20 protein-coding genes are annotated in these 22,483 nt (G+C 62.8%); 8 read left to right on the top strand and 12 right to left on the bottom strand.

Annotated features, from left to right (window positions below; all coding sequences use genetic code 11):
• The first annotated feature begins 7 nt into the window (after positions 1-7).
• Positions 8-619, top strand: a complete 612-nt coding sequence (locus HMA55_RS04210) for an Rv2732c family membrane protein (RefSeq protein WP_181191814.1) — start codon at positions 8-10, stop codon at positions 617-619.
• Here HMA55_RS04210 and HMA55_RS04205 read toward each other — a convergent pair.
• Together HMA55_RS04205 and HMA55_RS04200 are read right to left on the bottom strand one after the other, a co-directional pair.
• A complete protein-coding gene (locus tag HMA55_RS04205) occupies positions 616-1,695 on the bottom strand; it encodes a GNAT family N-acetyltransferase (protein ID WP_257802301.1) in 1,080 nt (359 codons plus the stop codon). The genes HMA55_RS04210 and HMA55_RS04205 overlap by 4 nt on opposite strands.
• Complete coding sequence (locus HMA55_RS04200; RefSeq protein WP_181191813.1) at positions 1,695-3,056, bottom strand: DUF349 domain-containing protein; 1,362 nt, start codon at positions 3,054-3,056, stop codon at positions 1,695-1,697. Before HMA55_RS04200 ends, HMA55_RS04205 begins: the two co-directional genes overlap by 1 nt.
• A gap of 133 nt (positions 3,057-3,189) precedes the next feature.
• Between HMA55_RS04200 and HMA55_RS04195 the strand changes: the two genes are divergently transcribed.
• From HMA55_RS04195 to dapF, 3 genes are read left to right on the top strand one after another with little or no spacing between them, the layout of a single operon-like run.
• A complete protein-coding gene (locus HMA55_RS04195; RefSeq protein ID WP_181191812.1) occupies positions 3,190-3,756 on the top strand; it encodes a hypothetical protein in 567 nt (188 codons plus the stop codon).
• The gene (gene miaA, locus HMA55_RS04190; RefSeq protein WP_181191811.1) at positions 3,753-4,652 is read left to right on the top strand and encodes a tRNA (adenosine(37)-N6)-dimethylallyltransferase MiaA; all 900 of its coding nucleotides are present in this window, start codon (positions 3,753-3,755) and stop codon (positions 4,650-4,652) included. Before HMA55_RS04195 ends, miaA begins: the two co-directional genes overlap by 4 nt.
• The gene (gene dapF, locus HMA55_RS04185; protein WP_181191810.1) at positions 4,649-5,461 is read left to right on the top strand and encodes a diaminopimelate epimerase; all 813 of its coding nucleotides are present in this window, start codon (positions 4,649-4,651) and stop codon (positions 5,459-5,461) included. The genes miaA and dapF overlap by 4 nt, the downstream gene beginning before the upstream one ends.
• 51 nt (positions 5,462-5,512) lie before the next feature.
• On the opposite strand, the gene HMA55_RS04180 is transcribed toward dapF, so the two are convergent.
• The gene (locus tag HMA55_RS04180; protein ID WP_181191809.1) at positions 5,513-6,028 is read right to left on the bottom strand and encodes a hypothetical protein; all 516 of its coding nucleotides are present in this window, start codon (positions 6,026-6,028) and stop codon (positions 5,513-5,515) included.
• Between the two features lie 18 nt (positions 6,029-6,046).
• Positions 6,047-6,799, bottom strand: coding sequence for a hypothetical protein (locus HMA55_RS04175; RefSeq protein ID WP_181191808.1), 753 nt, complete (start codon positions 6,797-6,799; stop codon positions 6,047-6,049).
• 70 nt (positions 6,800-6,869) lie between these two features.
• On the opposite strand from HMA55_RS04175, the gene hflX reads away from it, so the two are divergent.
• A complete protein-coding gene (hflX, locus tag HMA55_RS04170) occupies positions 6,870-8,405 on the top strand; it encodes a GTPase HflX (RefSeq protein WP_181191807.1) in 1,536 nt (511 codons plus the stop codon).
• Here hflX and nagB read toward each other — a convergent pair.
• The 4 genes from nagB to lexA form a co-directional block, all read right to left on the bottom strand.
• Entirely contained in the window at positions 8,402-9,127 is a 726-nt protein-coding gene (gene nagB / locus HMA55_RS04165) for a glucosamine-6-phosphate deaminase (protein ID WP_181191806.1), read from the bottom strand. The genes hflX and nagB overlap by 4 nt on opposite strands.
• 76 nt (positions 9,128-9,203) lie before the next feature.
• On the bottom strand, positions 9,204-9,470 hold the full coding sequence (locus HMA55_RS04160; RefSeq protein WP_181191805.1) for an HPr family phosphocarrier protein: 267 nt from the start codon (positions 9,468-9,470) through the stop codon (positions 9,204-9,206).
• Positions 9,471-9,566: 96 nt separating this feature from the next.
• A complete protein-coding gene (locus HMA55_RS04155; protein ID WP_181191804.1) occupies positions 9,567-10,367 on the bottom strand; it encodes a DeoR/GlpR family DNA-binding transcription regulator in 801 nt (266 codons plus the stop codon).
• 61 nt (positions 10,368-10,428) lie between these two features.
• The gene (gene lexA / locus HMA55_RS04150; protein ID WP_181191803.1) at positions 10,429-11,109 is read right to left on the bottom strand and encodes a transcriptional repressor LexA; all 681 of its coding nucleotides are present in this window, start codon (positions 11,107-11,109) and stop codon (positions 10,429-10,431) included.
• Between the two features lie 648 nt (positions 11,110-11,757).
• On the opposite strand from lexA, the gene nrdR reads away from it, so the two are divergent.
• Positions 11,758-12,216 carry a transcriptional regulator NrdR gene (gene nrdR / locus HMA55_RS04145; protein ID WP_181191802.1) on the top strand — a complete coding sequence of 153 codons (459 nt, stop codon included), beginning with the start codon at positions 11,758-11,760 and terminating at the stop codon, positions 12,214-12,216.
• Positions 12,217-12,226: 10 nt separating this feature from the next.
• Here nrdR and hrpA read toward each other — a convergent pair whose 3' ends face one another.
• Together hrpA and HMA55_RS04135 are read right to left on the bottom strand one after the other, a co-directional pair.
• Positions 12,227-16,228, bottom strand: coding sequence for an ATP-dependent RNA helicase HrpA (hrpA, locus tag HMA55_RS04140; RefSeq protein WP_181191801.1), 4,002 nt, complete (start codon positions 16,226-16,228; stop codon positions 12,227-12,229).
• Positions 16,229-16,243: 15 nt separating this feature from the next.
• Positions 16,244-17,200: a hydrogen peroxide-inducible genes activator gene (locus tag HMA55_RS04135; protein ID WP_181191800.1), complete on the bottom strand. Its 957-nt coding sequence runs from the start codon at positions 17,198-17,200 to the stop codon at positions 16,244-16,246.
• A 116-nt stretch (positions 17,201-17,316) separates the two neighbouring features.
• Here HMA55_RS04135 and HMA55_RS04130 point away from each other — a divergent pair, with 116 nt between their 5' ends.
• Entirely contained in the window at positions 17,317-17,913 is a 597-nt protein-coding gene (locus HMA55_RS04130; RefSeq protein ID WP_181191799.1) for a peroxiredoxin, read from the top strand.
• 54 nt (positions 17,914-17,967) lie between these two features.
• Complete coding sequence (locus HMA55_RS04125; protein ID WP_181191798.1) at positions 17,968-18,492, top strand: carboxymuconolactone decarboxylase family protein; 525 nt, start codon at positions 17,968-17,970, stop codon at positions 18,490-18,492.
• An 82-nt stretch (positions 18,493-18,574) separates the two neighbouring features.
• Here HMA55_RS04125 and HMA55_RS04120 read toward each other — a convergent pair whose 3' ends face one another.
• Both HMA55_RS04120 and HMA55_RS04115 read right to left on the bottom strand, forming a co-directional pair.
• Complete coding sequence (locus HMA55_RS04120; RefSeq protein ID WP_181191797.1) at positions 18,575-19,822, bottom strand: NAD(P)/FAD-dependent oxidoreductase; 1,248 nt, start codon at positions 19,820-19,822, stop codon at positions 18,575-18,577.
• Positions 19,823-19,919: 97 nt separating this feature from the next.
• The gene (locus tag HMA55_RS04115) at positions 19,920-22,460 is read right to left on the bottom strand and encodes a DEAD/DEAH box helicase (protein WP_181192048.1); all 2,541 of its coding nucleotides are present in this window, start codon (positions 22,458-22,460) and stop codon (positions 19,920-19,922) included.
• Between the last annotated feature and the right edge of the window lie 23 nt (positions 22,461-22,483).

Here is a 22,483-nt window from a genome sequence, read left to right as displayed (position 1 = left end):
GGGCGACATGACGCAGTCCAACACCGAATCCCTCGCCCAAGCGGAGAAAACCGCAGCCTCCACCGTCGATATGGGGGCGAAGCGTTGGGTGCTCGGCGCGGCAGCTGCGCTGTACCTGGTGTCGCTGTTCCTGCCGTTTGTCGGAGACGCCTCCGGCTGGCAGGTGCTCGCCGCTAGCAGTGCGGCCGAGGAGGCACACACCGCTATCACGGAGTATGTCTTTGCGTGGGTTTCCTTTATCGGAGTCGGCGTTGTGACCACGCTCGTTGTAGCGTTTCAGCGGTTCGCGCTGGCTGTGCCTGCCTGGATGGTTACCGCCGTCTCGCTCGTGTTCTCGGTGCTGGGCATCTGGCTGCGCAACTCCAGCGGGGTGGATATCCACCGCGGCCCCGGGTACTACCTGGCTATTCTTTCGGCGGCCGTCGTGGTATTTACCATCTTCCCGCTCATTCTGTCGCGCAACGCATCGCAGGCGGCCGTCGCCCGCGAACGCGCTGAGGCTCAAGGCCGGGACCAAGTCGCGCTCGCCCAGCAGGCGGCGACGAGGGAGACTGAAAACCCGTTGCTTATCGACGACCGAAGGTCCCGCGCCGCCCAGCGCCACAAGCGATTGGATTAGTACTTCTGCCAGGCGGTGGTGGCAGAAACCACTTCGGCGTCCAAGGCGCGCATGACGGCCTTCGCGGCGGGGGCGTCGGCGGGGTAGGAGCAGTACACCGTTTCCACGTCTTCCCACACGTGCGTCGCCTGTTCGAGGGAGGCACGGAGCATGTTTGAGCCGATGCCGCGGCCGCGGTGCCCGGGCAGAACGTAGACCAAGCCCAGTTCGCACACTTTGGGGTTGCCGGAGGCGTAGCGGACCACTTCACACAGGCCCACAATCTCGCCGTCGACGTAGACGAGGCCTGTCAGCTGCGCGCCACCGCGGTCGTTGAGCCGCGCGCCAGCGTCGCGGATGCGGGCGAGGTCCCACTCAATGGTGTCCATGACGAGATCGCCGCGCGGGTAGTCGCGGGAGGCTGCGGTGAGCAGACGGGAGAACTGTTGCACCTCCTCCGGCGCTGCGGTGCGCCGGGAGGAAAATCCGGGACCTTCGACAACGTCGAGCTCGCACGGCGATGTGCCAGGCAGTGTGGCAACCGCAGAGGCGTCGAAGGTCGCCTGGTCCTCGCGGAACGCTGGAACGTAGCCGAAGTCCCGCACCTTCGGCGGTTCGTCCGCATTGACGGTGTGAGTCACCCAGAGTTGGCGCGTGGGGCGGTTGAGGCGGACCGAGAGATCGTCGAGAAGCGTCAGGGCGCTGGCCCACGGTGCGGCGGGGATGGGCTCGCCTGGAAGCGGCGCGAGCTTGGAGTCGAAGGTGAAGTTGGCTTCAATGACCCCGCGGTCCTCCAGAAGCGGCAGGGAGACGAACAACCAGGCATCGAGGTCGTCGAGATCGTCGGCGAACAGCTCGGGATATCCCACATCCGTAACTGGGCGGAGGTGCTGCGCAGACGTTAGCCCGAACAGCATCGCCTCCGACTCAGCGGACGGCTCGAGGCGCTTGGCAATGTGGGGCGCGGACACACCGGAGGTGGCAAGGCCAGTGATGTCCTGAATGGCCAGCGTGGCGGAAAACGCGTAGCCCCCGACCACAGCCTCGGCGCTGTCGCCGTGATCTGGGCGGGGGACGAACAGGTGAGGGTGCAGCACTAGCCCTCGTTGACAGCCTTGGCGGCCACGTCGGCGAACTCCTGCCACTGCTGCGCCTGCTCGCGGAGCGAGGCGGCCTTCGCCGCGTCGCCCTTCGCCTCTGCGGCCTCGGCCTGGCGTACGAACTCGTCCGCCTTGACCTGGAACTGATTCGCCTTGTCCTGCTGCGCCGGGTCGGTCTTGCGCCAGCGGGAGTCCTCGGCATCCGCTACACGCTGCTCGATGCGCGCGATCTTGTCCTCGAACTCGCGCACACGCCCGCGTGGGACATAGCCGATCTCGTCCCACTTGTCCTGCAGCTCGCGCAGCTTCGCCTTCGCACCACCCAGCCCTTTCGCCGGGTCGACCTGTGCGTCGTACTCCGCCAGCAGGGCATCCTTGGCCTCGGCGTTAGCCTCGAACTCGCGGTCGCGCTCGGCGTTGACGGCGTTGCGGGCCTCGAAGAAGTGGTCTTGGGCTGCACGGAAGCGTTCCCACAGCTTGTCGTCCACCTCGCGCGGGGCGCGGCCGGCAGCCTTCCACTCTGCCATGAGGTCGCGGTACGCGCGGGCCGTCTCGCCCCACTCGGTGGAGTCTTTCAGCGCCTCGGCGCGCTCCACCAGCTCTTCCTTAGCTTTCCTTGCCTGCGCGCGGCCGCGATCCAGCTCTGCGAAGTGGGAGCCGCGGCGGCGGTTGAAGCTGTCGCGGGCGCGCGAATAGCGCTTCCACAGCTCGTCGTCTGTCGCCCGGTCGATGCCGCGGATGCCGCGCCATTCTTCCAAGATCTCGCGGATGCGGTCGCCTGCTGCCTTCCATTCGGTCGAGTTTTCCGCGAGATCCTCCGCTTCAGCAGCGAGCTTCTCCTTGCGGGCGATCGCATCGCGGCGGCGCTGCGCTTTCTGCTCCTTCGCCTTCTCTCGCGCGGAATCGGAGGCGTCGATCGCCTTGTCCAGGCGGGCCTCCACGGCATCGATGTCGCCGATCACGGCGGCGTCGGCCAGCGACGCCTTCAGTGCTTCGGCGGATTTGCGGATGGAATCGGCTTCCTCCGGGTGGGCGCGCAGGCGGGTCTCAAGTAGCTCGACTTCGGTGACCAAATCGTCGTAGCGTTGGCCGTAGTGCGCCAGTCCCTCCTCCGGGGTCCCCGCCTGCCAGGAGCCGATCTGGCGCTCCTCGCCACGGCGGGTGAGGAAAACGTTGCCATCTTCGTCTACGCGGCCGAATTTCGACGGATCCGACGGTTCACGTGCGGGCATTGGTGCCGGGGTGACGGTTTTTACCGTGGCGCCCGGGCGCGGCCCGGGTTTTTTCGCCATCGCGGCGGGCGACGGCACCTTCGTGCCCGGGGTCGGAGTGGAATGCGGGGTGTTGGACTCAGTCATCGGGGACATCCTTTCCGCGGCCTCGTCGGCCGCACTGTGCCGCGCGTCGCGGCTGCCTTGCGCAATGCGTGCGATATTACAGCCAGTCTCTCCACTGCGGGGAGCAATCGGGGCGCTGGGTAGGGTTGTGCGCGTGAGACCCAACCTTTGGATCGTGCCGGGATCGCCCGCGCTCGCGCTTTCGCCTGATGACGCAGCTTCGCGCCGCCTCCTCCAAGCCATGAGAAAGCTCGCGGGTACTGCTGCGGGGCGGCCGATCGACATCGTCTGTTCCATGGATGAGCGTTGGCGCACCTCCCGAACCGGCACATTCGCCGCCTGGGGCGGGCCGCAGATCACCGTGCGCGGGGGCAATTACCTGGGCGAGCTCGTCGCGCGGTATTCGATAGGGGACCTGCCTGTACGCGCGGTCCGGGACGACATCGGCAGCCCCGACACAGACTCGGTCACCGTGGTGGTGCTGGATGGCCCGGCCGGGCTCACGCCGCGCGCCCCACTTGCGCTGGTAGAGGGCGCACCGGAGTACCACCAACGGCTGTGTGGGTGGCTCGATGGCGGGGAACCGGAGGTCGTCGATAAGCTGCTGCCCGAGCCTGCGCTTTGGCACCAGCTTGCGGCTCTGCCGCGACGCGATGCGGCGTTGATCGACCATGACAACACCCTTGGCGTTGGCCGATATGTGGCGCAGTGGTGCGTATGAGACCGATCGCAGTAGTAGGCCCCACGGCCAGCGGCAAGTCCGCGCTAGGCATCGCGCTTGCCCGCAAGCTCGGCGGCGAGGTGGTGAACGTCGACTCCATGCAGCTGTACAAGGGCATGGATATCGGCACCGCCAAGCTGGCTGTGGATGAGCGAGAAGGGATCCCGCACCACCTGCTAGACATCTGGGACGTCACGCGCACCGCGTCCGTTGCGGAGTACCAGGAGCTGGCGGTTGCGACGGTGGAGGGGATCATGGCGCGCGGCAAGGTGCCGGTGCTCGTGGGCGGGTCGATGCTGTATGCGCAGTCGCTTATCGACGCCTGGGCGTTCCCACCCACCGATCCAGCCGTGCGCGCGAAGTACGAGCACCGGCTGGCGGACATCGGCGTAGATGCACTGCACGCAGAGCTGGCGCAGGTGGACCCGGAGGCCGCGCGTGTGATCGAGGACAAGGACCCGCGCCGCACCGTCCGCGCCCTCGAGGTGATCGAGCTGACGGGCAAACCCTTCCAGGCGTCCCAGCCGCCGAAGAACGCTGAGCCGCGCTGGGGCACCCGCATCCTCGGGCTTCGCACGCAGCCAGAATGGCTGAACCCTCGAATCGAGCTGCGCACCAGGCTCATGTTCGAGCAGGGGCTTATCGACGAAACACGTGGCCTGGTGGACTCCGGCCTGGTGCGGGATTCCACCGCCGGACGCGCCATCGGCTACGCCCAAGTCCTGGCGATGCTCGACGGGGAACTGACCGAGAAAGAGGCGGTGGAACAGACCATCACCGGCACCCGCCGCTATGTGCGCCGTCAGCGCTCCTGGTTCAACCGCGACCCGCGAACGGTGTGGCTGGACGCCGCAGGGGCGGACGTGGTCGGTGCCGCGTTAGACTCGCTGGCGTGAAATTCCTTAAAGCGCACGCCACCGAAAACGACTTCGTCGTCCTCATCGACGTCGATGACAAGCTCGACGTCACCCCGGAGCAGGTCGCGTTTCTGTGCGACCGTCGCGCAGGTGTCGGCGGCGACGGACTGCTGCGCGTGGTGCGCCGAGCGGGAGCCGAAAATGGTATCTGGTTCATGGACTACCGCAACGCCGACGGCACCGTTGCGGAGATGTGTGGAAACGGCATTCGGGCGTTCGCCCACGTCTTGGTTGCCGAAGGGCTTGTAGACGCCTCCGAGTTCGACGTTGACACCCGCGCCGGTGTCAAGCACATCCGGGTGATCTCCGCCGACTGCGCCGACGCGATTGTCTCCGTGGGCATGGGCCGCGTCGAGGTCACCGGTGTGTCCACCGCGGCGATGGGCGAGCAGCAGTTCGCGGGCATCGGCGTGGACGTGGGCAACCCCCACCTGGCGTGCGTGATTCCGGGGATGACCCCCTCGGACCTTGCGGATATGGAGTTTGTGGCCCCTGAGTTCGACCCCGAGTTTTTCCCCAAGGGCGTCAACGTGGAAGTGCTTACCGAACTCACCGACGGTGCGGTCCACATGCGTGTCTGGGAACGAGGCGTGGGGGAAACCCGCTCGTGCGGCACCGGCACCGTGGCCGCCGCGCAGGCCGCTTTGGCGGATGCGGGCATCGAAAACGGCTCTGTCGTTGTGAACGTGCCCGGCGGTTCCATAGAGGTCGTGCTCGCAGACGGCGAAGCCACAATGACCGGCCCGTCCAACATTGTTTTCCGTGGAGAGCTTACGAACGAGTTGTAAGGATGCGCTAGGCTGCGGCCCGAATATTCATAGCGCTTTTCGAACTTGCCTCTAGGCTGGGCCGATCTCCTTGGCCGCCCGGCGCGCGTCGTTCCAGGCCTCCTGCAGCTCGAAGGCGCGCTCGTCGGCGACGGTGAGGATGCGCTCGAGCTGCGCCTTGTCAGCTGAGGCGGACTCCAGGTAGCCGTCGATGCGCTCGAGGAAGCGGCGTGCCGAAGAAGCGCGCAAAAGGAATTCGTTGACCTGGGGCACGGAGTTGTCCGGGTTCGCCAGCGCAGGGTAGTGCAGGGTGCGGTCCGCGATATCAGAGGCGGCAGCACCGTTTTGCAGCTGGTCGTAGGCGGCGAGTACTTCCGCGATGTCGTCGCGGGCGTATTGCAGCGAGGAACGGATGGCCAACACTTCCGGGTCCGCCTGCACGCGGCGGGAGATGAGGATCGCCCCGATGACCAGCAGCGCCGACAGCAGTAGGCCCGGAAGCTTCAGCGCGAGTACGAGCAGCACGCAGGCAGCGAGTACGAGTGCGCCGAGTAGCGCTCGTGACAGATCCTTGTCGGGTGAGCTCATCGTCGACCACTTACACGGTTAGTGGCCGCCGCATCCGCAAGATCCGCCGCAACCCCCGCATCCTCCGCCAGAAGCAGTGGGGATGGAGCCGGCCATTACGGCGGTGCCGGCAATCACTGAATCGCGTTGGGGCAATTCCCCGTCAGGCAAGCACACGTCGAACGGGAAAGCCGCATCCACGGAGACGTGGATGAAGCGCTGGCCGGTGAGTGCGGAGGTGCGGTACTCCGCTTCCAGCACGCGGCCGGAGAACTCTGCGCTCGCGTCCGGGGCCGTTGCGCTGCCGGCTGCCACAGCTTCCGCGCCTGCGGAGGTCACGGTGCCCACCACTGCGCCTGGGTGCAACGCTAGGTAAGCGTCGGTGGATTCGTAGTAGTCCACAGCCAGACCGAGCGCAGAAACGGATAGCTCCTGCCATTCCAGGGCTGGATCGTCCACAAGCAGCGGCTCCTGGGCCAGGTTGACCGTCAGCGACGCCATGGCGTTGCCGCGCGGATCGACGATGTCGGCCAGCGCGACGACGTCGTTAAGCGGTGTGATGTGCGCGTACGTGCGCGTGACTGACTCGAAGCCCGCAAACGTGGCAAACGGCTCCACAGCCAAAATGTTCAGCTGTGCGCCTGACGGGTCGGTGTACTGAATTAGCTGCCCACCCCGGACTTCCCCCACAACCGCCAACCGGTCCGTAGCGATAGCGGCCTCCACCGCGTCCTGCCACTTGTCAAAGCTCAGGCCTAGTGCGGAAAGATCGGTGCTCACTGCTGTGCTCATGGCCGTAGATTCTAGTCGTTCGGCGGTGCCGGGAAGAATCCCGTGCCTGTTCGCGTTCTATCGGGTAGATATGACAGTGAAACATGCAACAAACAGGAAAGAACACTTTTTGCTTGACGATGAACTGACGCCCGATCAGCGCGCTCACGACGAGCTGCTGCGCCAGGCATTCCGCCACAACGAGCCGCAACCCGGCACCGAGCCGACGGTGGGCGCACTCGATTTGGCAGACCGCAACTCCTTCCGCTCGGTCGCTGGATCCACGGAGCTTCGTTCCGAGGATCACCTTGACGTCTACGAGGTGGAGTACCGAAAGCTCCGCATCGAGCAGGTGCTCCTCGTCGGAGCCTGGACGGAAGGAACCGTCGCGGAGATTGAGGCGAGCATGTGGGAGCTGGCCGCGCTCGCGAAAACGGCTGGTGCCGAAGTATTGGACATGTTCTACCAAAAGCGGGACAAGCCGGACCCGGGCACGTACATCGGCTCCGGCAAGGTTTCGGAGCTGCGAGATATTGTCCAGGCAACCGGCGCGGACACGGTCATCTTCGACGGCGAACTCTCGCCCTCGCAGATGATCGCACTGGAGGAAGCGCTGAAGATCAAGGTGATCGACCGCACCATGCTCATCCTGGACATCTTCGCCCAGCACGCGAAGAGCAAGGAGGGCAAGGCGCAGGTGAGCTTGGCGCAGATGGAATACCTCTACAGCCGCACCCGTGGCTGGGGCGGCAATCTCTCACGCCAGGCCGGCGGTCGCGCAGGTTCCAACGGCGGCGTAGGCCTTCGCGGTCCAGGTGAGACGCGTATCGAGGCGGATCGGCGTCGTCTGCGCACTGAGATGGCTAAGTTGCGCCACCAGCTACGCGACATGACCACCGCGCGTGAGGTCAAGCGTGCTCAGCGTCAACGCTCCACCATTCCGAAGATCGCTATCGCCGGCTACACTAACGCGGGTAAGTCCTCGTTGATCAACGCGATGACCGGTGCGGGTGTCTTGGTGGAAGATGCACTCTTCGCTACCCTGGATCCCTCAACGCGAAAGGCCAAGCTGGCGGACGGGCGAAATGTGGTGCTGACGGACACAGTCGGTTTCGTTCGTCACCTACCCACCCAGCTCGTGGAGGCATTTAAATCAACGCTGGAGGAAGTCGCCGGCGCGGATTTGGTCCTCCACGTCGTGGACGGCTCCGACGCGTTCCCCTTGAAGCAGATCGAGGCAGTTAACGAGGTGCTCGCCGAGGTCACCAGGGACTCCGGTGAGGAAATGCCGCCCGAAATCGTGGTGGTGAACAAGATCGATGACGCCGACCCGCTCGTGCTTGCAGAGCTCCGCCACGCATTTGAAAAGACCGGCAGGACCGCAGTGTTCGTCTCTGCGCTGACGGGCGAGGGGATTGACGAGCTCGAGGCGCGTATAGAGCAGCACCTTAACGCCATCGACGCCCACGTGACTATGGTCGTTCCCTACACACGCGGTGATGTGGTGAGCCGCGTGCACGACGAGGGCACGGTTCGCTCTGAAGAGTACGAAGAGGCGGGTACTCGCATCGACGTCCGCCTACCGCGCGTGCTCGCCGAACAGTACGCCGAATTTGTGGTGGGTTAGCGGCGCAGCTGAGATGCGGCTTCCTCGTCGAGGACGACCGTCGTCCGCGGGTGGTTCTGCAACACCGATGCGGGGCACCCCGGAGTCACGGGTCCTTCGACCAGGGCCCTGACTGCGTCAGCCTTGTTGGCGCCCGTGGCGATAAGCACGATGGTGTGCGCCTCCATGATGGTGCCCACGCCTTGGGTAAGCGCTTGGCGGGGAACCTGCTCTTCGTTGTCTAAGAAGCGTGCGTTATCTGCAACGGTCGTGGGGTGGAGATCGATCCGGCGCGTCCTGGAGTCCAGTGCGCTCGGAGGCTCGTTGAAGGCAATGTGGCCGTTCGCGCCCACCCCGAGGATCTGTACGTCGACGCCCCCGGCGGCGCGAATACGATCCTCGTAACTGCGGGCCTCCGCCTCCGGATCGTCCGTCCGGCCGTCGAGAGATTGAACCTTCGCATCATCAATGTCGATGTGATTAGTGAATTCTCGGCGGATGGTGGCGTAATACGACTGCTCGTCCTCACGCTCGAGACCGACATACTCGTCCAGCAGAAACGCATCGCAATTGGCGAAGCTCAATCCTTCCTCGCGGTGGCGGCGAGCAAGTTCGATATATGTCGGGTTCGGCGTGGAGCCTGTGGCGAGCCCAAGGGTGGCACCGGCACGCACGAACGGTTCAATGATGTCGGCAGCGTACTCGCCGACTTCTCCAGCGGTCGGACGAACAATGATATCCATGCTGCATAAAGTAGCAAGGCCAAAGATGTGCCCGGGCCGTGGCCCGGGCACATGCTCTTCGATTAGCGAAGAGCGCTTACTCCTCATCGAGGTTTTTCTCGATGAGTGAGGCGATCTCTTCAACCGCCTCGGCGTTGTCTGAAGTGACGGTGACTTCGTCTCCGTGTTCCGCGCCCATCGCCATAATCATCAGCGAGGATGCTGCATCCGTCTCGTCGTCGTCACCGCCGACGAGGGTAAGCAAGATCTCCTCGTCGTACTCACCGGCGGCATCCGCAATAACTGTCGCTGGGCGCGCGTGCAGCCCGACGGTGGAGCCAACCTTCACAGTCTTAGAAGCCATCAGGGGGATCCTTTCTGTTGTTTCCCTACTGTCGTACCGAGTGTAGGTCTGCGCACTGAAACAATGCCACCATGATCATATGAATCTGCGAGTGGACTAATCGCGAAGCGGCTCGGCCGAAGCCAGAATTACCTCGACGCCGTGTGACCGTAGCTCCTCTACAAAAGCGGGCGGTGCACCAGCATCGGTGACAACCACGTCGATCTCGTTGAGCGGGGCGAAGCTGACCACGTAATCGTTGCCGAGCTTCGTTGAGTCGCACAACACAACCACGCGTTGCGCATTAGTGACCATCGCCGCTTTGACGGCAGCCTCCTGTGCGTCCGCGGTGGACAGCCCATGTTCGACCGACAAGGCGTTGGTCCCCACAAACGCGACATCGGCCTGAATGAGCGCGAGCGTCCTCAGCGCCGTACTGCCCACGACCGCCTGGCTGATGGGGCGGACGGTGCCGCCCAGTAGCTGGACCTCCCGCAGGCCGGCGCCACTGAGCTCGAGCGCGGTCGGGATGGAGTTAGTTACCACCGAGTACGCCTGTTGGCCACCAATTCCGGCGAGACGAGTACCCAGACTGCTGATGGTGGTACCCGAGTCAAGAAAGATTGTGCAGTGCTCAGCCTGAGGTACGAGCCGGAGCGCCGCTTCCGCAATGGCAGTCTTCGCGGACGAGGATGCGCGTTGCCGGGCATCGAGTGGGAGTTCGGCCGAGCGGAAGGACTGGTTCGCAACGGCACCACCGTGCACGCGGTGAACGACACCCTCATCGTGGAGCGCGGCGAGGTCGCGACGGATGGTTTCCGCAGTCACGCCGAAGCGCAGCGCCAACTCAGTGACGTTGACGCGGCCCTCAACAGCAGTCAGTGACGCGATCTGGCGCCTGCGCTCTTCGGCGTACATTGTTCTCCTGAATCTCTAGCTGCGCGTTTCCCACCGCCGACACGTCGGCGCGCAAGCGTTTCTATAGCGTACGGAATACCGAGATGACGCGCCCCATAATCTCCGCTTGATCGCCTTTGATCGGCTCGAAAGCTTCGTTGTGGGGCAGCAGCCACACGCCTGTGGAATCACGGTGGAACTCCTTAACGGTGGCTTCACCGTCGAGCAGAGCTGCAACGAATTCGCCTTCCTCTGCGTTTGGCTGCGAGCGGACAACCACCCAGTCACCGTCAAGAATGCCCGCATCACGCATGGACTCGCCGACCACGCGCAGCATGAACACGTCTCCGTCACCGAGCAGCTCTTCCGGCAGCGGGTAGTAGGTATCGACGTTCTCCTCCGCCAGGATGGGGGCGCCAGCAGCGATCTGCCCGACTACCGGGACATAGCGAGCGTTCGAAGCCTCATCTGGTTTCGATTCCTGCGGCTTGCGCTTCTTCCGCCCCGTATCTGGCAGCTGACGCAGGTCTACTGCGCGCGGCTTGTTCGGGTCGCGCCGCAAGAAACCTTTCTTTTCCAACTCCTTGAGCTGGTAGGCAACAGAGGAAGTGGACTGCAGACCCGCAGCGTCACCAATCTCGCGGATGCTTGGCGGGTATCCCCGCAGTACAACAGCATCCTGGATGACCTGCAAAATGCGGCGCTGACGGTCTGATAGCGCGTTGTAATCCGGGTTGCCTGGGTCGGACTTTTTCTTTGCCATGAACGCTCCTCGGGCTCGGCGGGTGATTTCGCGGTTACGAACCTACCAGATAGGGCACTCATGTTCGATGAATTGACATATGGAGTAAACACGCTTCTCACCGGGTGCTATAAATCGAACATGTAAGCGGGTTCGAACATACGAGCGTGAGTGTGTTCGAACATGTCGATAACGAGCGTAGTGTTTGCCGCGAGATGAAAGGAGCACGATCGTGTCCGTAGTTATTAACCCAGTGCAGCGCCCCTTTGTCGGCCGCCAGGTTGCCCCAGCTGTAGTCCCGCCAGCGGAAGTATGGGACGTAGAACTTGGTGGATCTCGAATCTCCGCACAGAACGCTGTTCGAACTATAAGTTTCGATGGTCGAAAAAATGAGCGCTCGGATGGGGCTCAGAATACGGGCGCGGTAGGCGATGAGAGCCCGTTCGAATCCCGGCGCGAGATAAGAGACACCTTGTTGTTGGGAGTGTGCATGACGGCAGCACTGTTGATTGGCGCAGCTTTTGGCGGCGTGTTCTCCGGTGCCGGGGACGTCGCTGCGTCAACGACTGGTGGTCAGGTTTCTTCTGCGATATCGGGGGCAGACTTCAGGTGAGGGGGGCGTAGACTCACTGCGGTCTCAAAACGATGCAACCTGAGGGGTGGAAAACCGTGATTTGTCCCTTCTGCCACAATGAGCAGTCCCGCGTCACTGACTCGCGGTTGGTTGAAGCTGGCTCCGCCATTCGGCGCCGAAGAGAATGCACGGAATGTGGGGGTCGTTTTACTACAGTGGAAAAAGCGGTGCTGACTGTAGTGAAACGCAATGGCGTCAGCGAACCGTTCGACCGGGACAAGCTCATCGTCGGTGTGAGGCGTGCCTGCCAGGGCAGAGACGTCACCGATGACGCGCTGAAGCGCCTCGCGCAAGAAGTGGAGGAGACAGTTCGGGCGCAGGGCAGCTCTCAGGTGCCCGCCCACGAGATTGGGCTTGCGGTCCTGGAGCCTCTTCGCGCGCTCGACGAAGTGGCGTACCTCCGTTTCGCATCTGTTTACAAATCATTTGAGAGTGCAGACGACTTTGAGTCTGAAATCCGCTTGATGCGGCGCCGAGACCGCGAGGACTTTTAAGCGCTCCCCGTTACCGCAATGCGTCAATTTTCTTCTCAATGCGGCGCTGACTCACTGGTTTCGGAGTTCCTAGGCGCTGGGCGAACAAGCTCACCCGCAGCTCTTCGATGAGCCAGAGGATCTCCTTGTACGCCTTTGACTTGGAACGCCCGGCTGGCAGGGAGTTGAGCCGTTGGGCCAAATAGTGCTTTACCGAGTCGATGACCGATTGCCGGTCGGCGTCACGGTCCGGATCTAATCGCATGTCTTCCAGGCGGATGCGCATAGCGTCGATGTAGCGAGGCAGATGCTGGAGGTGTCCGATGCCGTGCACGGTTACTGCGTGCTTCGGCAGGTAGAACTTCAGCTGCTCCCTCATGTCATCGATAGCTGGCCCTTCCCACCGCTCGAGCTCTGTCGCAATGTTCGCGTATTCCGCCAGCGCAGGCGCGAGCGTCACCACGACGCGGCGCACCGCGCCCGGGACTTGTGGCCGAATTTTGGCCACGAGCGCCTCAAAGTCCTCAGGCGATCGCACAGGCCCGCCATGAGAGAACATAAGGTCGCGGATCACGGCCACGCGCGCGTCTTCGACTAGTCCGCTAGCCCCTCCGTGCGGGTACCGGTCCACTGCGACCTTCTGTCGCAGCGGCAGTCCTTTCGTCATTTGTGCGGCGTTGACGGAGATTTCCCGCAGGAGCAGCGTTAGTGTCGCAGTCACCATGGACGCGTCTGCTGCAGCCTTCGTCGGGTGCACCGTGACTTTCACGCCGTCCTTCGTTGCCTCCAGAGCGGGGTATGCATCGACGGCGTTTCCGTCGATGGTGGTGGTTACCGTCGCTGGGATCTCTCCGAGAGAGTCGGCGGTCCATTTGGCAACTGCGGCGGACTCGGAGGTGCGACCCGCCTTCGAAACCGAGGATTTGATCTTGCCTGCTTGTCGGCTTTTCAAGGCGGACAAGTCGGTATCGTGGTCGACGACTTTGCCTCGGCGGTCGATAGCCGCGAACGTCACCTTCAAATGTTCCGGTAGTGCGTCCGGTTGGAAGTCCGTGCCGTTGATGCCGCGGCCGCCGACGTTGCGCAATGCGTCTGCGAGCGCGTCCGCAAACGGGGTTTCCCGCAGTTCCTCGTCGGTCCTCTCGCTGCCGGCCTGGTTTGCATGGATCGCGTCGAGGGCGCGCTCGGCGAAGTCGGGGGCTGGAACCACTGTCTTGCGCAGAGCTTTTGGCAGGGTGCGGATGTATTCGGCAGCCAACTCAGAACGCAACCCTGGTACTAACCAGTCAAACCCCTCGGACCGTAAATTAGCTAGCAGCGGAACTGGGACTTCGACGGTGACGCCGTCGAAAGGATCGCCCGGCTCAAACTTGTAGCGCAGTGCGTAATCGATCGTGCCTTGGCGCCATACTTCGGGGAAGGCGGCCACGGAGGAGTCCACGCCGCCATCATCGACCAACTTGGCAGGGTCGAAGTCGAGGTAGTGCTTGTCCTCAGCCCGTTTTTTCTTCCACCACGAGTCAAAGTGGCGTGCGGTAGTGACGGTTTCCGGTAGACGTGAGTCGTAGAAGTCGAACAGCGTATCTTCGTCGACCACTAGGCCGCGCCGGCGAACTTTTTCTTCCACCTCGGCCGCCTCAGCGAGGAGGGCATCATTGTGGTCGATGAACTGGTGGTGTCTGTTCCAATCGCCCCCCAGCAACGCGTGACGGATAAACATATTGCGCGCGCCTGCTGCATCCACGCGGTGGTAGGGCACCAGGCGATCCCGAACTATGGTCACGCCGTAAAGCATGGACTTTTGGTGCACCATGGCTGCGGAGCGTTTGCGCGACCACACCGGCTCGGAATAGCTGTGCTTCATCAAGTCCCCGGCGGCGGATTCAACCCACGCAGGCTCGATTTTGGCTACGTCGCGCGCCCACAAACGCGAGGTTTCCACCAGCTCTGCAGCCATGAGGAACTCTGGGGGCTTTTTGCTTAGCGACGACCCGGGAAACACCATGAACCGAGTCCCTCGCGCCCCCTGGAACTCCTTCGAGTTGCCGTCGCGTGCACCGATGTTGGACAGCAGCCCAGTCAATAGCGACTTGTGAATTGCGTCTGCATCGCGCTCGCCGGCGACGTTTTCCGCACGTGACCAGCCAAGCTTGCGCTCTACGTCGCGCAGCTGGCGCACGAGGTCGAACCACTCCCGGATGCGCATGTAGTGCAGGTACTCGCGCTTCATGCGTTTGCGGAAGGCGTTGCCGGACAGCTCATCGCGAGAATCCCCGATATAGTCCCAAAGCTTGAGCGCGGAGAGAAAGTCCGACGTGGCGTCCTTGAACCGGGCATGGGCCTGGTCCGCTTGCGCCTGGTACTCCAGCGGCCGCTCGCGCACATCCTGGATGGTCATGCTGGCCACGATGACGGTGACGTCATCGAGAACGCCGAGGCGGTTGGCCTCGACCAGCATGCGCGCCATTTTGGGGTCTACGGGAATGCGGGCGATGTCGCGCCCCACTGCGGTGAGGACGGGTGCGCCGCCGCGCTCTTTGTCGGTAATGGCGCCGAGCTCGTGCAGCAGCATGAGGCCGTCGCGTACGGCTTTGCGGTCGGGCGGCTGGATGAAAGGGAACTCGCTGATGTCTCCAAGCCGCAGCGAAATCATTTGCAGCACGACTGAGGCGAGGTTCGTGCGCAAAATTTCAGGATCGGTGAACTCGGGGCGCGCGGAGAAGTTCTCCTCCGAATAGAGCCGGATTGCCACGCCATCTGCGGTGCGGCCTGACCGGCCCGAACGCTGATTGGCTGAGGCCTGCGAGATCTCCTCGATGGGAAGGCGCTGAACCTTCGTGCGCGTCGAGTACCTCGAGATGCGCGCGAGTCCGGTATCCACAACGTAGTGGATACCGGGCACGGTCAGCGAGGTCTCTGCGATATTGGTCGACAGCACAATTCGCCGGCCTGAGTGTGGGGCGAACACGCGGTGTTGCTCGGCGTTAGACAGGCGGCCGAACAGTGGCACGACTTCCACGCCTCGCCAGTGCTGTTTTTCAATAGCTTCCATGCAGTCGCGGATGTCGCGCTCGGAAGAAAAGAAGCACAAAATATCGCCGTCGCCCTCGCGCATCAGCTCTTTGCACGCGTCGACTACGCCGTCAATCATGTCGGTGTCGATCTCTTTGACCGAGCCGTCTTTCATCTCCACGGGCTCCACGAGCGGGCGGTAGCGGATCTCAACCGGATAAGTTCGCCCCGACACCTCGATGACGGGAGCAGGATTGCCCTCCGCATCTGCGAAATGCCGTGCGAATGCGTCCGGGTCAATCGTCGCGGATGTGACAATCACCTTCAGATCCGGACGCGTCGGCAGCAGGCGCTTGAGATAGCCGAGGAGAAAGTCGATGTTCAGGGAGCGCTCATGGGCCTCGTCGATGATGATGGTGTCGTAGGCGTTGAGGAACCTGTCGCGTTGCATTTCGGCGAGGAGAATGCCGTCTGTCATCAACTTCACAGCAGTGGTATCCGACACGCGATCGTCGAAGCGGATCGCATATCCGACAGACTCGCCGATCTCCTGGCCCAGCTCATCTGCGATGCGTTCGGCTACGGTGCGGGCAGCCAGCCTTCGCGGTTGCGTGTGCCCGATCAGACCGCGTCTGCCGCGCCCCATATCCAGCAGCATCTTCGGAATTTGGGTGGTTTTGCCGGAGCCTGTTTCACCTGCGATGACGACCACTTGATGGTCCCGGACAAGATCCATGATGTCCTGGCGTCGTGCGGACACAGGAAGATGCTCTGGGTACTCAATCGCCGGTATGTGGGCATCACGCTTAGCGACGCCCGAACGGGCCGCGTCCACATCAGCGCCGATCGCGGCAAGTGCATCTGCAGAGTTGGCGTTTTTGAGCCGCCGGCGGAACCGTCGGACGTCGGCGATTGGTACGTCATCGAGCGCCTGGTAGAGCTGCGACTTTACGGACTTGGTCGGTTGCTGGGCGTTGTCCGTTTTCGATGACGACGAGGTGGGGGATGTGTGATCGTTCATAGCCAGAGCGTGAGTTTAGCGCGGCAGGAGCGTCCTGCCCGATTCCGTCGCCTCCCTGTAGGCGCGTGTGATCAATTGCCCCAGTTGCTCAAACTCCGCGTGACGGCGCGACGACGCGCGCACGGCAAGACCGACGGTTCGCTTCGCGTCCACGCTCGCGTCGAAAGTGGATACGGCCAAGCCGGGACGCCCACACTCCGTGGCGACTGCAGACAACGGCACCAGTGTGGAACCGAGCCCGGCGACCACTAGCTGCACCACCGTGGTTAACGACGTTGCACGGGTTGCTGATTGCGCCCCCGGTGTCCGGTTGACCTCAGCTAGCTTGCACAGCTCCACAATCTGGTCGCGAAGGCAATGCCCGTCGTCGAGCAGCAGCAGGTCCATGTCTTTGAGCGCCTCCAGGGGCAGATCGCCCCGCCCGGCCAGAGGATGCTCGGGGGAGGTGACGACGGCGAACGCTTCGTCGTAAAGCGGGATGTCCGTCACGCCGCTCGCTGCGGTTGGGGTGGCCAGCACGGCGACATCGATATGGCCGTCGCGCAGCCGTTGCAGCAAATGTTCGGTCTGACTCTCCACGATCCGGGGCTGGAGCTCGGGGTATTCTTCCTCGAGCAGGGTGAGAAGCGCGGGCAAGATGTACGGGGCAATGGTGGGGATGATGCCGATGTTTAAAGGCCCTGCAAGCTCACCGAAAACGCCGCGGGATTGCGCAACGAACGCGTCGGCGGCCTCCAACGTTGCCTTGGCATAGGGGAGTAGCTCTTCGCCCGTGGGGGTGACGATGACGCGCCGGGTTGAGCGCTCGATGAGCTGGATCCCTAAGCCCGTTTCTAGCGCCGCCAAGGCCTGGGACAGCGACGGCTGCGAGATGCCGAGTTTGGTCGCGGCGGAGACGAAGTGTTTTTGCTCCGCGATGGTGACAAACGTCCGGAGCTGAGCGAGCGTGGGTTTATATTCTCTATTGCCCATGCCTATTAAGGTACCCGAGGTTCATAAGTTTTTTCGTTGAAAGTGCGCACTGTCTGTGCCATACTGGAATCTGTCCGCTAAAACTCAGTTTGACCACTTTCTTTGGAGGAAATCACATGCCGATCATGACCGTTGGAGAGCGTTTCCCGGAGTTCGACCTCGTTGCGCTGAAGGGCGGCAACCTGAAGGAAGCGAACGCCGCTTCTCCGGACGACTACTTCGAGAACGTGTCGCTGGATAAGTACGAGGGCAAGTGGAAGATCGTCTTCTTCTACCCTAAGGACTTCACGTTTGTGTGCCCGACCGAGATCGCCGCTTTCGGCAAGCTCAACGAGGAGTTCGAGGATCGAGACACCCAGGTGCTCGGCGGCTCCACCGATAACGAATACTCCCACTTCAACTGGCGCGCTACCCACGAGGACCTGCTGAACATCCCGTTCCCGATGTTCGCTGACGTTCGCCACGACCTGATCCGTGCCCTCGGCGTCGAGAACGCTGACGGTGTGTGCGACCGCGCCACCTTCATCATCGACCCGGACGGCATCATCCAGTTCGTCTCCGTGACCCCGGATGCCGTCGGCCGCAACGTCGACGAGGTGCTGCGTGTCCTCGACGCGCTGCAGTCTGAGGAAGTCTGCGCTTGCGACTGGCAGAAGAACGACCCGACCAAGAACATCGACAAGATGGCTGTCGTCCAGGAGTCCCTCAAGTAGTACCTCCGGTTCCAAGCCCGGAAGAAGCAAACTCGTACTGCAAAGGAGTGCACGATGTCCATTGAGAACCTGCGGGGCGCATTGCCCGAGTACGCGAAGGACCAGAAGCTTAACCTCGGCTCGCTTATCCGCTCCACCGAGCTCAGCGAGCAGCAACTCTGGGGTACCCTGCTCGCGTCCGCAGCGGCGACGCGCAACGCGAAGGTGATCGCCGAAATCGCGGAAGAGGCCAAGGAGCACCTGTCCGAGGAGGCGGTGGAGGCCGCTTACGGCGCGGCCACCGTGATGGCGATGAACAACGTTGCTTACCGAGCGAAGAGCTGGTTGGGCGACGATTACGCCAACGTGAAGTTCGGGCTCCGCATGAACATCATCTCGAAGCCGGGCGTGGAGAAGGCGGACTTCGAGCTGTGGTCTCTGGCCGTGTCCACCATCAACGGCTGCGAGCACTGCGCCGTGGCGCACGCGAACACTGTCCGTGAGGAGGGCGTGACCAAAGAGCAGGTCTGGGAGGCCGTCAAGGTCGCCGGCGTGGTTCAGGCAGTGGCGCAGGCAATCGCCATCGAGGACGCGCGCTAAGCGCCAGCTTTACGACGACGAAAACCTCCGGCTGGGAACGACCCCGGCCGGAGGTTTTTGCGCTGACCTCACATGTGGAGGGCTAAAGACCGCCGAAGGGGCCGCGCAGCGGGTTGAACGGTTTGATAGTCTCGTCCACTTCGCCCGTTTCAATCTGCTTGGCCAGCATCTTGCCGGACAGGGGTCCGAGGATGATGCCCCACATGCCGTGGCCGCCGTTGGTGTAGACGTTGGGCACCTTAGTAGCGCCCACAAGCGGCAGCCCGTCAGGTGTGACTGGGCGCGAGCCCACCCATTCGTCTTGGCGGTCGTCCCAGTCGATGCCGCGGAAGAACGGCTTGGTGGTGTGGATTATCGAGGCGACGCGCCCCGGCTGGAACGGCTCGTCCGGACCCCTGAACTCCATCGTGCCAGCGACGCGGAAACGACCCTGGTACGGGGTGCAGGCGATCTTCGGGTCCGGCAAGTACACGGGACATGTGGCCGGCTGCTCTGTCTCCACGGAGAACGAATAGCCGCGGCCTGCCTGGATGAGGGTGTTCACCCCGAGACTCTTGGCGAGTTTTGGTAGCCAGGCACCGGTGGCCAGCACGACGTTGTCGGCGTGCAGCCATTCACCGGTGGCGAGCTTGACTGCAGGTTTGCGCGTCGAGCGGACTTCGACGACTTCAACGCCTGTGGTGACCTTACCGCCGCGTTCAACGATTGAATCCGCGATGGCCTGGCAGTAGGGGCCCGGCTCGATGAATCGCTGCCCGCCCATACGGTATGTCGCGCCGACCTTGTCGGTGAGCATCGGGGCGTCAACTCTCGCATCGTCGAGAGTGATCCGTTCAAACGGAATCTCTTGGCCGTGCCGCTGTGCGCCCTCGACCTCTTTGAGGAAGCCGCCGGCTTTCTTTTCGTTTTCGAAACCAATGATGAACGGGCCCTCCTGCGTGGTGGCATCGACCCCGCCGGCCTCCAGCTCGTCGAAGGCAGCGAGGGCAGCAAGGTCGGCCTTCGTCAGCCCCGCCATGGTTTTATCCCACGCGCGGCCGGTCGCATGCGCCATGAAGTTGGCACAGAAGCGCCACAGCTTCGGATCGACGCGCACGGGGACATCGAGGGCAGCGTGTTTGTCGAAGAGAGCGGTCGGACCGTATGCCCACAGACTCGAATTCGACAGCGGGATCGTTTTGCCCGGTGCGAGCCAGCCGGCATTGCCCCACGATGAACCGGCTGCGACATCGATGCGCTCCAGTACCTCCACCTCGTGCCCATACTCCTGCAGGTGCCACGCGGTGGCTAGGCCGGTCATGCCAGCACCGACAACGATCGTGCGGGTCATCTATGTTCCTCCTCACAAACCAAACCGAATGTCTTCTAGAACAATTTAACCCAGGGAGAGTAGCCCCGTCCGCGTTTCGGCTGCAGATGTCCTCTGGTTACCCGCCCACGATCTTCAACGACGAAAGCCGTACCTCACCGGCCTCGTCGGACGCATTGAGATCCACTGTCCCGTGCAGTTGGAACGCGTTGTCCCCTTCCGGATCTTTGATGATTTGGGTGACGCTCCATGACCTGCCGGTGGTGTCCGCCAGGTGGAAGAACTCCGGTCCGCGTGCGTCGGGGCCCAGGTCGACATCGTCGTACTCGTCGAAGTAGTCGTCCATCGCCGCGGGCCAGTCCACCCGGCTATCTGGCTCCAAGTAGTCCAGCATCTCCGCCAACTGGTTCTCTTTCTCGTAGGCGAACAGCTCCACTAGGCGGAAGAAGTAGTTGCGCACCATGATGGTGAACGCGCGGCGGTTCGCAGTGAGAGCGGTAGGGTCCTCCACGCCGAACGCGAGCTCGCGGTCGATGGTGTCCTGGCTCACCGGTTGGTCGGCGCCGGTCATGTGCGCCCACTCGTCGATGAGCGAGGAATCTACCTGCCTGATTAATTCGCCGAGCCACACCACGATGTCCTCGAGCTCATCGTTCATGTACGCGTCCGGGATGGAGTACGACAGCGTGCGCCACGCGTCGGTGAGGTAACGCAGCACTACGCCTTCCGAACGCGCCAGGCCGTAGGTGGCAATGAGGTCCGAAAACGTCATGGCGTGCTCGATCATGTCGCGCACCACGGATTTCGGCGACAGCTCGAATTCTTTGGCCCAGGGATTGCCCTGAGTAAAGGTGTCGAACGCCTCGTCCAGCTCGTCCGCGAGAGGCTTGGGGTAGGTCACGTCCTCGATGATCGCCATGCGCTCCGTGTAATCCACGCCCTCGGCCTTGAGCGCGGCGATTTCCTCGCCGCGGGCCGCGGTCTGCTGGGCCTGCAGCAGCTGGCGCGGGTCGTCCAAAATCGCCTCGAATGCCGAAATCACGTCCAGGGTGTACGTCTCGGATTCCGGGTCCAAGAGCGTGAGAAACGCCAACGCGAAGGGGGACAGGGGTTGGTTTAGCGCGAAATCCCGGTCCAGCTCCTGCGTGAGGGTGTAGGGACGGTACGCGGGCGAATCTGGAGTGCGCTCGACAACTCCCGCGTTGATCAGGCCCCGGAACAGGTTCACGGCCTGGATAATGTCGCGGTTCTGCTTCGCGCGCGGATCGTGGTTGGAACGCAGCAGGTGGCGCATGTGCTCGTAGCCGTTGCCCGGGCGGGCTACGACGTTGAGCAACATGGAGTTAGACACCTTGAACTGGCTGGTCAGCTCCTCCGGCTCGGCCACCTTGAGTCGCTCGAAGGTGTTCTCCGACCAGCTCACCTCGCCGTCGCGCGCGGATTTCTTACGGATCTTCTTCCGCTTCTTTGGGTCGTCTCCCGCCTTGCGGCGCAGCTTGACGTTTTCTCTTTCGTGCTCCGGCGCTTCGACCACCACTGTTCCCTCGGTGTCGTAGCCAGCCCGGCCGGCGCGCCCGGCGATCTGGTGGAATTCGCGGGACTTCAAAATGCGCTGGCGTGTGCCGTCATACTTAGCCAGCCCGGTGATCAATACCGTGCGAATCGGCACGTTGATGCCCACACCGAGTGTGTCAGTTCCACAGATCACCTTGAGCAGCCCGGTCTGAGACAGACGCTCGACCAGGCGCCTGTATTTGGGCAGCATGCCCGCGTGATGAACCCCGATGCCCCTGCGCAATAGTTTGGACAGGGTTTTTCCGAAGGTCGTCGTAAAGCGAAAATCCCCGATTTCCTCCGCGATCCGCGTCTTCTCCTCTGCGGTGATGATGCTCATGCTGGTCAGCGCCTGGGCACGCTCAGTGGCCTCGCGCTGGGAGAAGTGGACCACATAGATCGGTGCTTTTCCATCTGCGAGAAGTTCCTCAATCGTCTCGTGCACGGGCGAGAAGACATAGTGAAAGTCCAATGGCACAGGCCGTTCCGCGCCGCCGACATAGGTGGTGTCGCGCCCGGTTCGCTCGGTCAAGTCTTCTTCTAGCCAGGCAGTGTCTCCAAGCGTGGCAGACATGAGTAGGAACTGGGCCTTCGGTAGCTCCAAAAGTGGCACCTGCCAGGCCCAGCCGCGCTCCGGCTCAGAGTAGTAGTGGAACTCGTCCATCACCACTTGGTCGATCTTCGCGTCCGCGCCTTCGCGCAGGGCAATGTTGGCGACGATTTCGGCGGTCGCGGCAATAATCGGCGCGTTGGAATTCACAGTGGCGTCGCCGGTCATCATGCCCACGTTCTCCGCGCCGAAGATCTCGCACAGCGCGAAGAACTTCTCGCTGACCAACGCCTTGATCGGGGCGGTGTAAAACGAGCGTTGCCCCCGCGCCAAAGCAAAGAAGTGGGCAGCGTTAGCCACCATCGACTTGCCCGACCCTGTGGGGGTGGCCAAGATAACGTTGTCGCCGGCGAGCAGTGCGAGCGATGCCTCTTCCTGCGCAGGGTAAAGAGTTATGCCGCGGGAGTTCGTCCACGCGTTGAACGAGTCCCAGACGGCATCCTCAAAGAGTGATTCGGGGGCCTGCGAAATATCTTCGAGCAAATCGGTCAGCATCACAGCTCTCACCGTAGCCCACC

The sequence above is a fragment of the Corynebacterium wankanglinii genome (genome assembly GCF_013601005.1).
Lineage (GTDB): Bacteria > Actinomycetota > Actinomycetes > Mycobacteriales > Mycobacteriaceae > Corynebacterium > Corynebacterium wankanglinii.
Note: the sequence above shows the minus strand (reverse complement) of the source record. Positions and strands in the feature narration are given on the sequence as shown.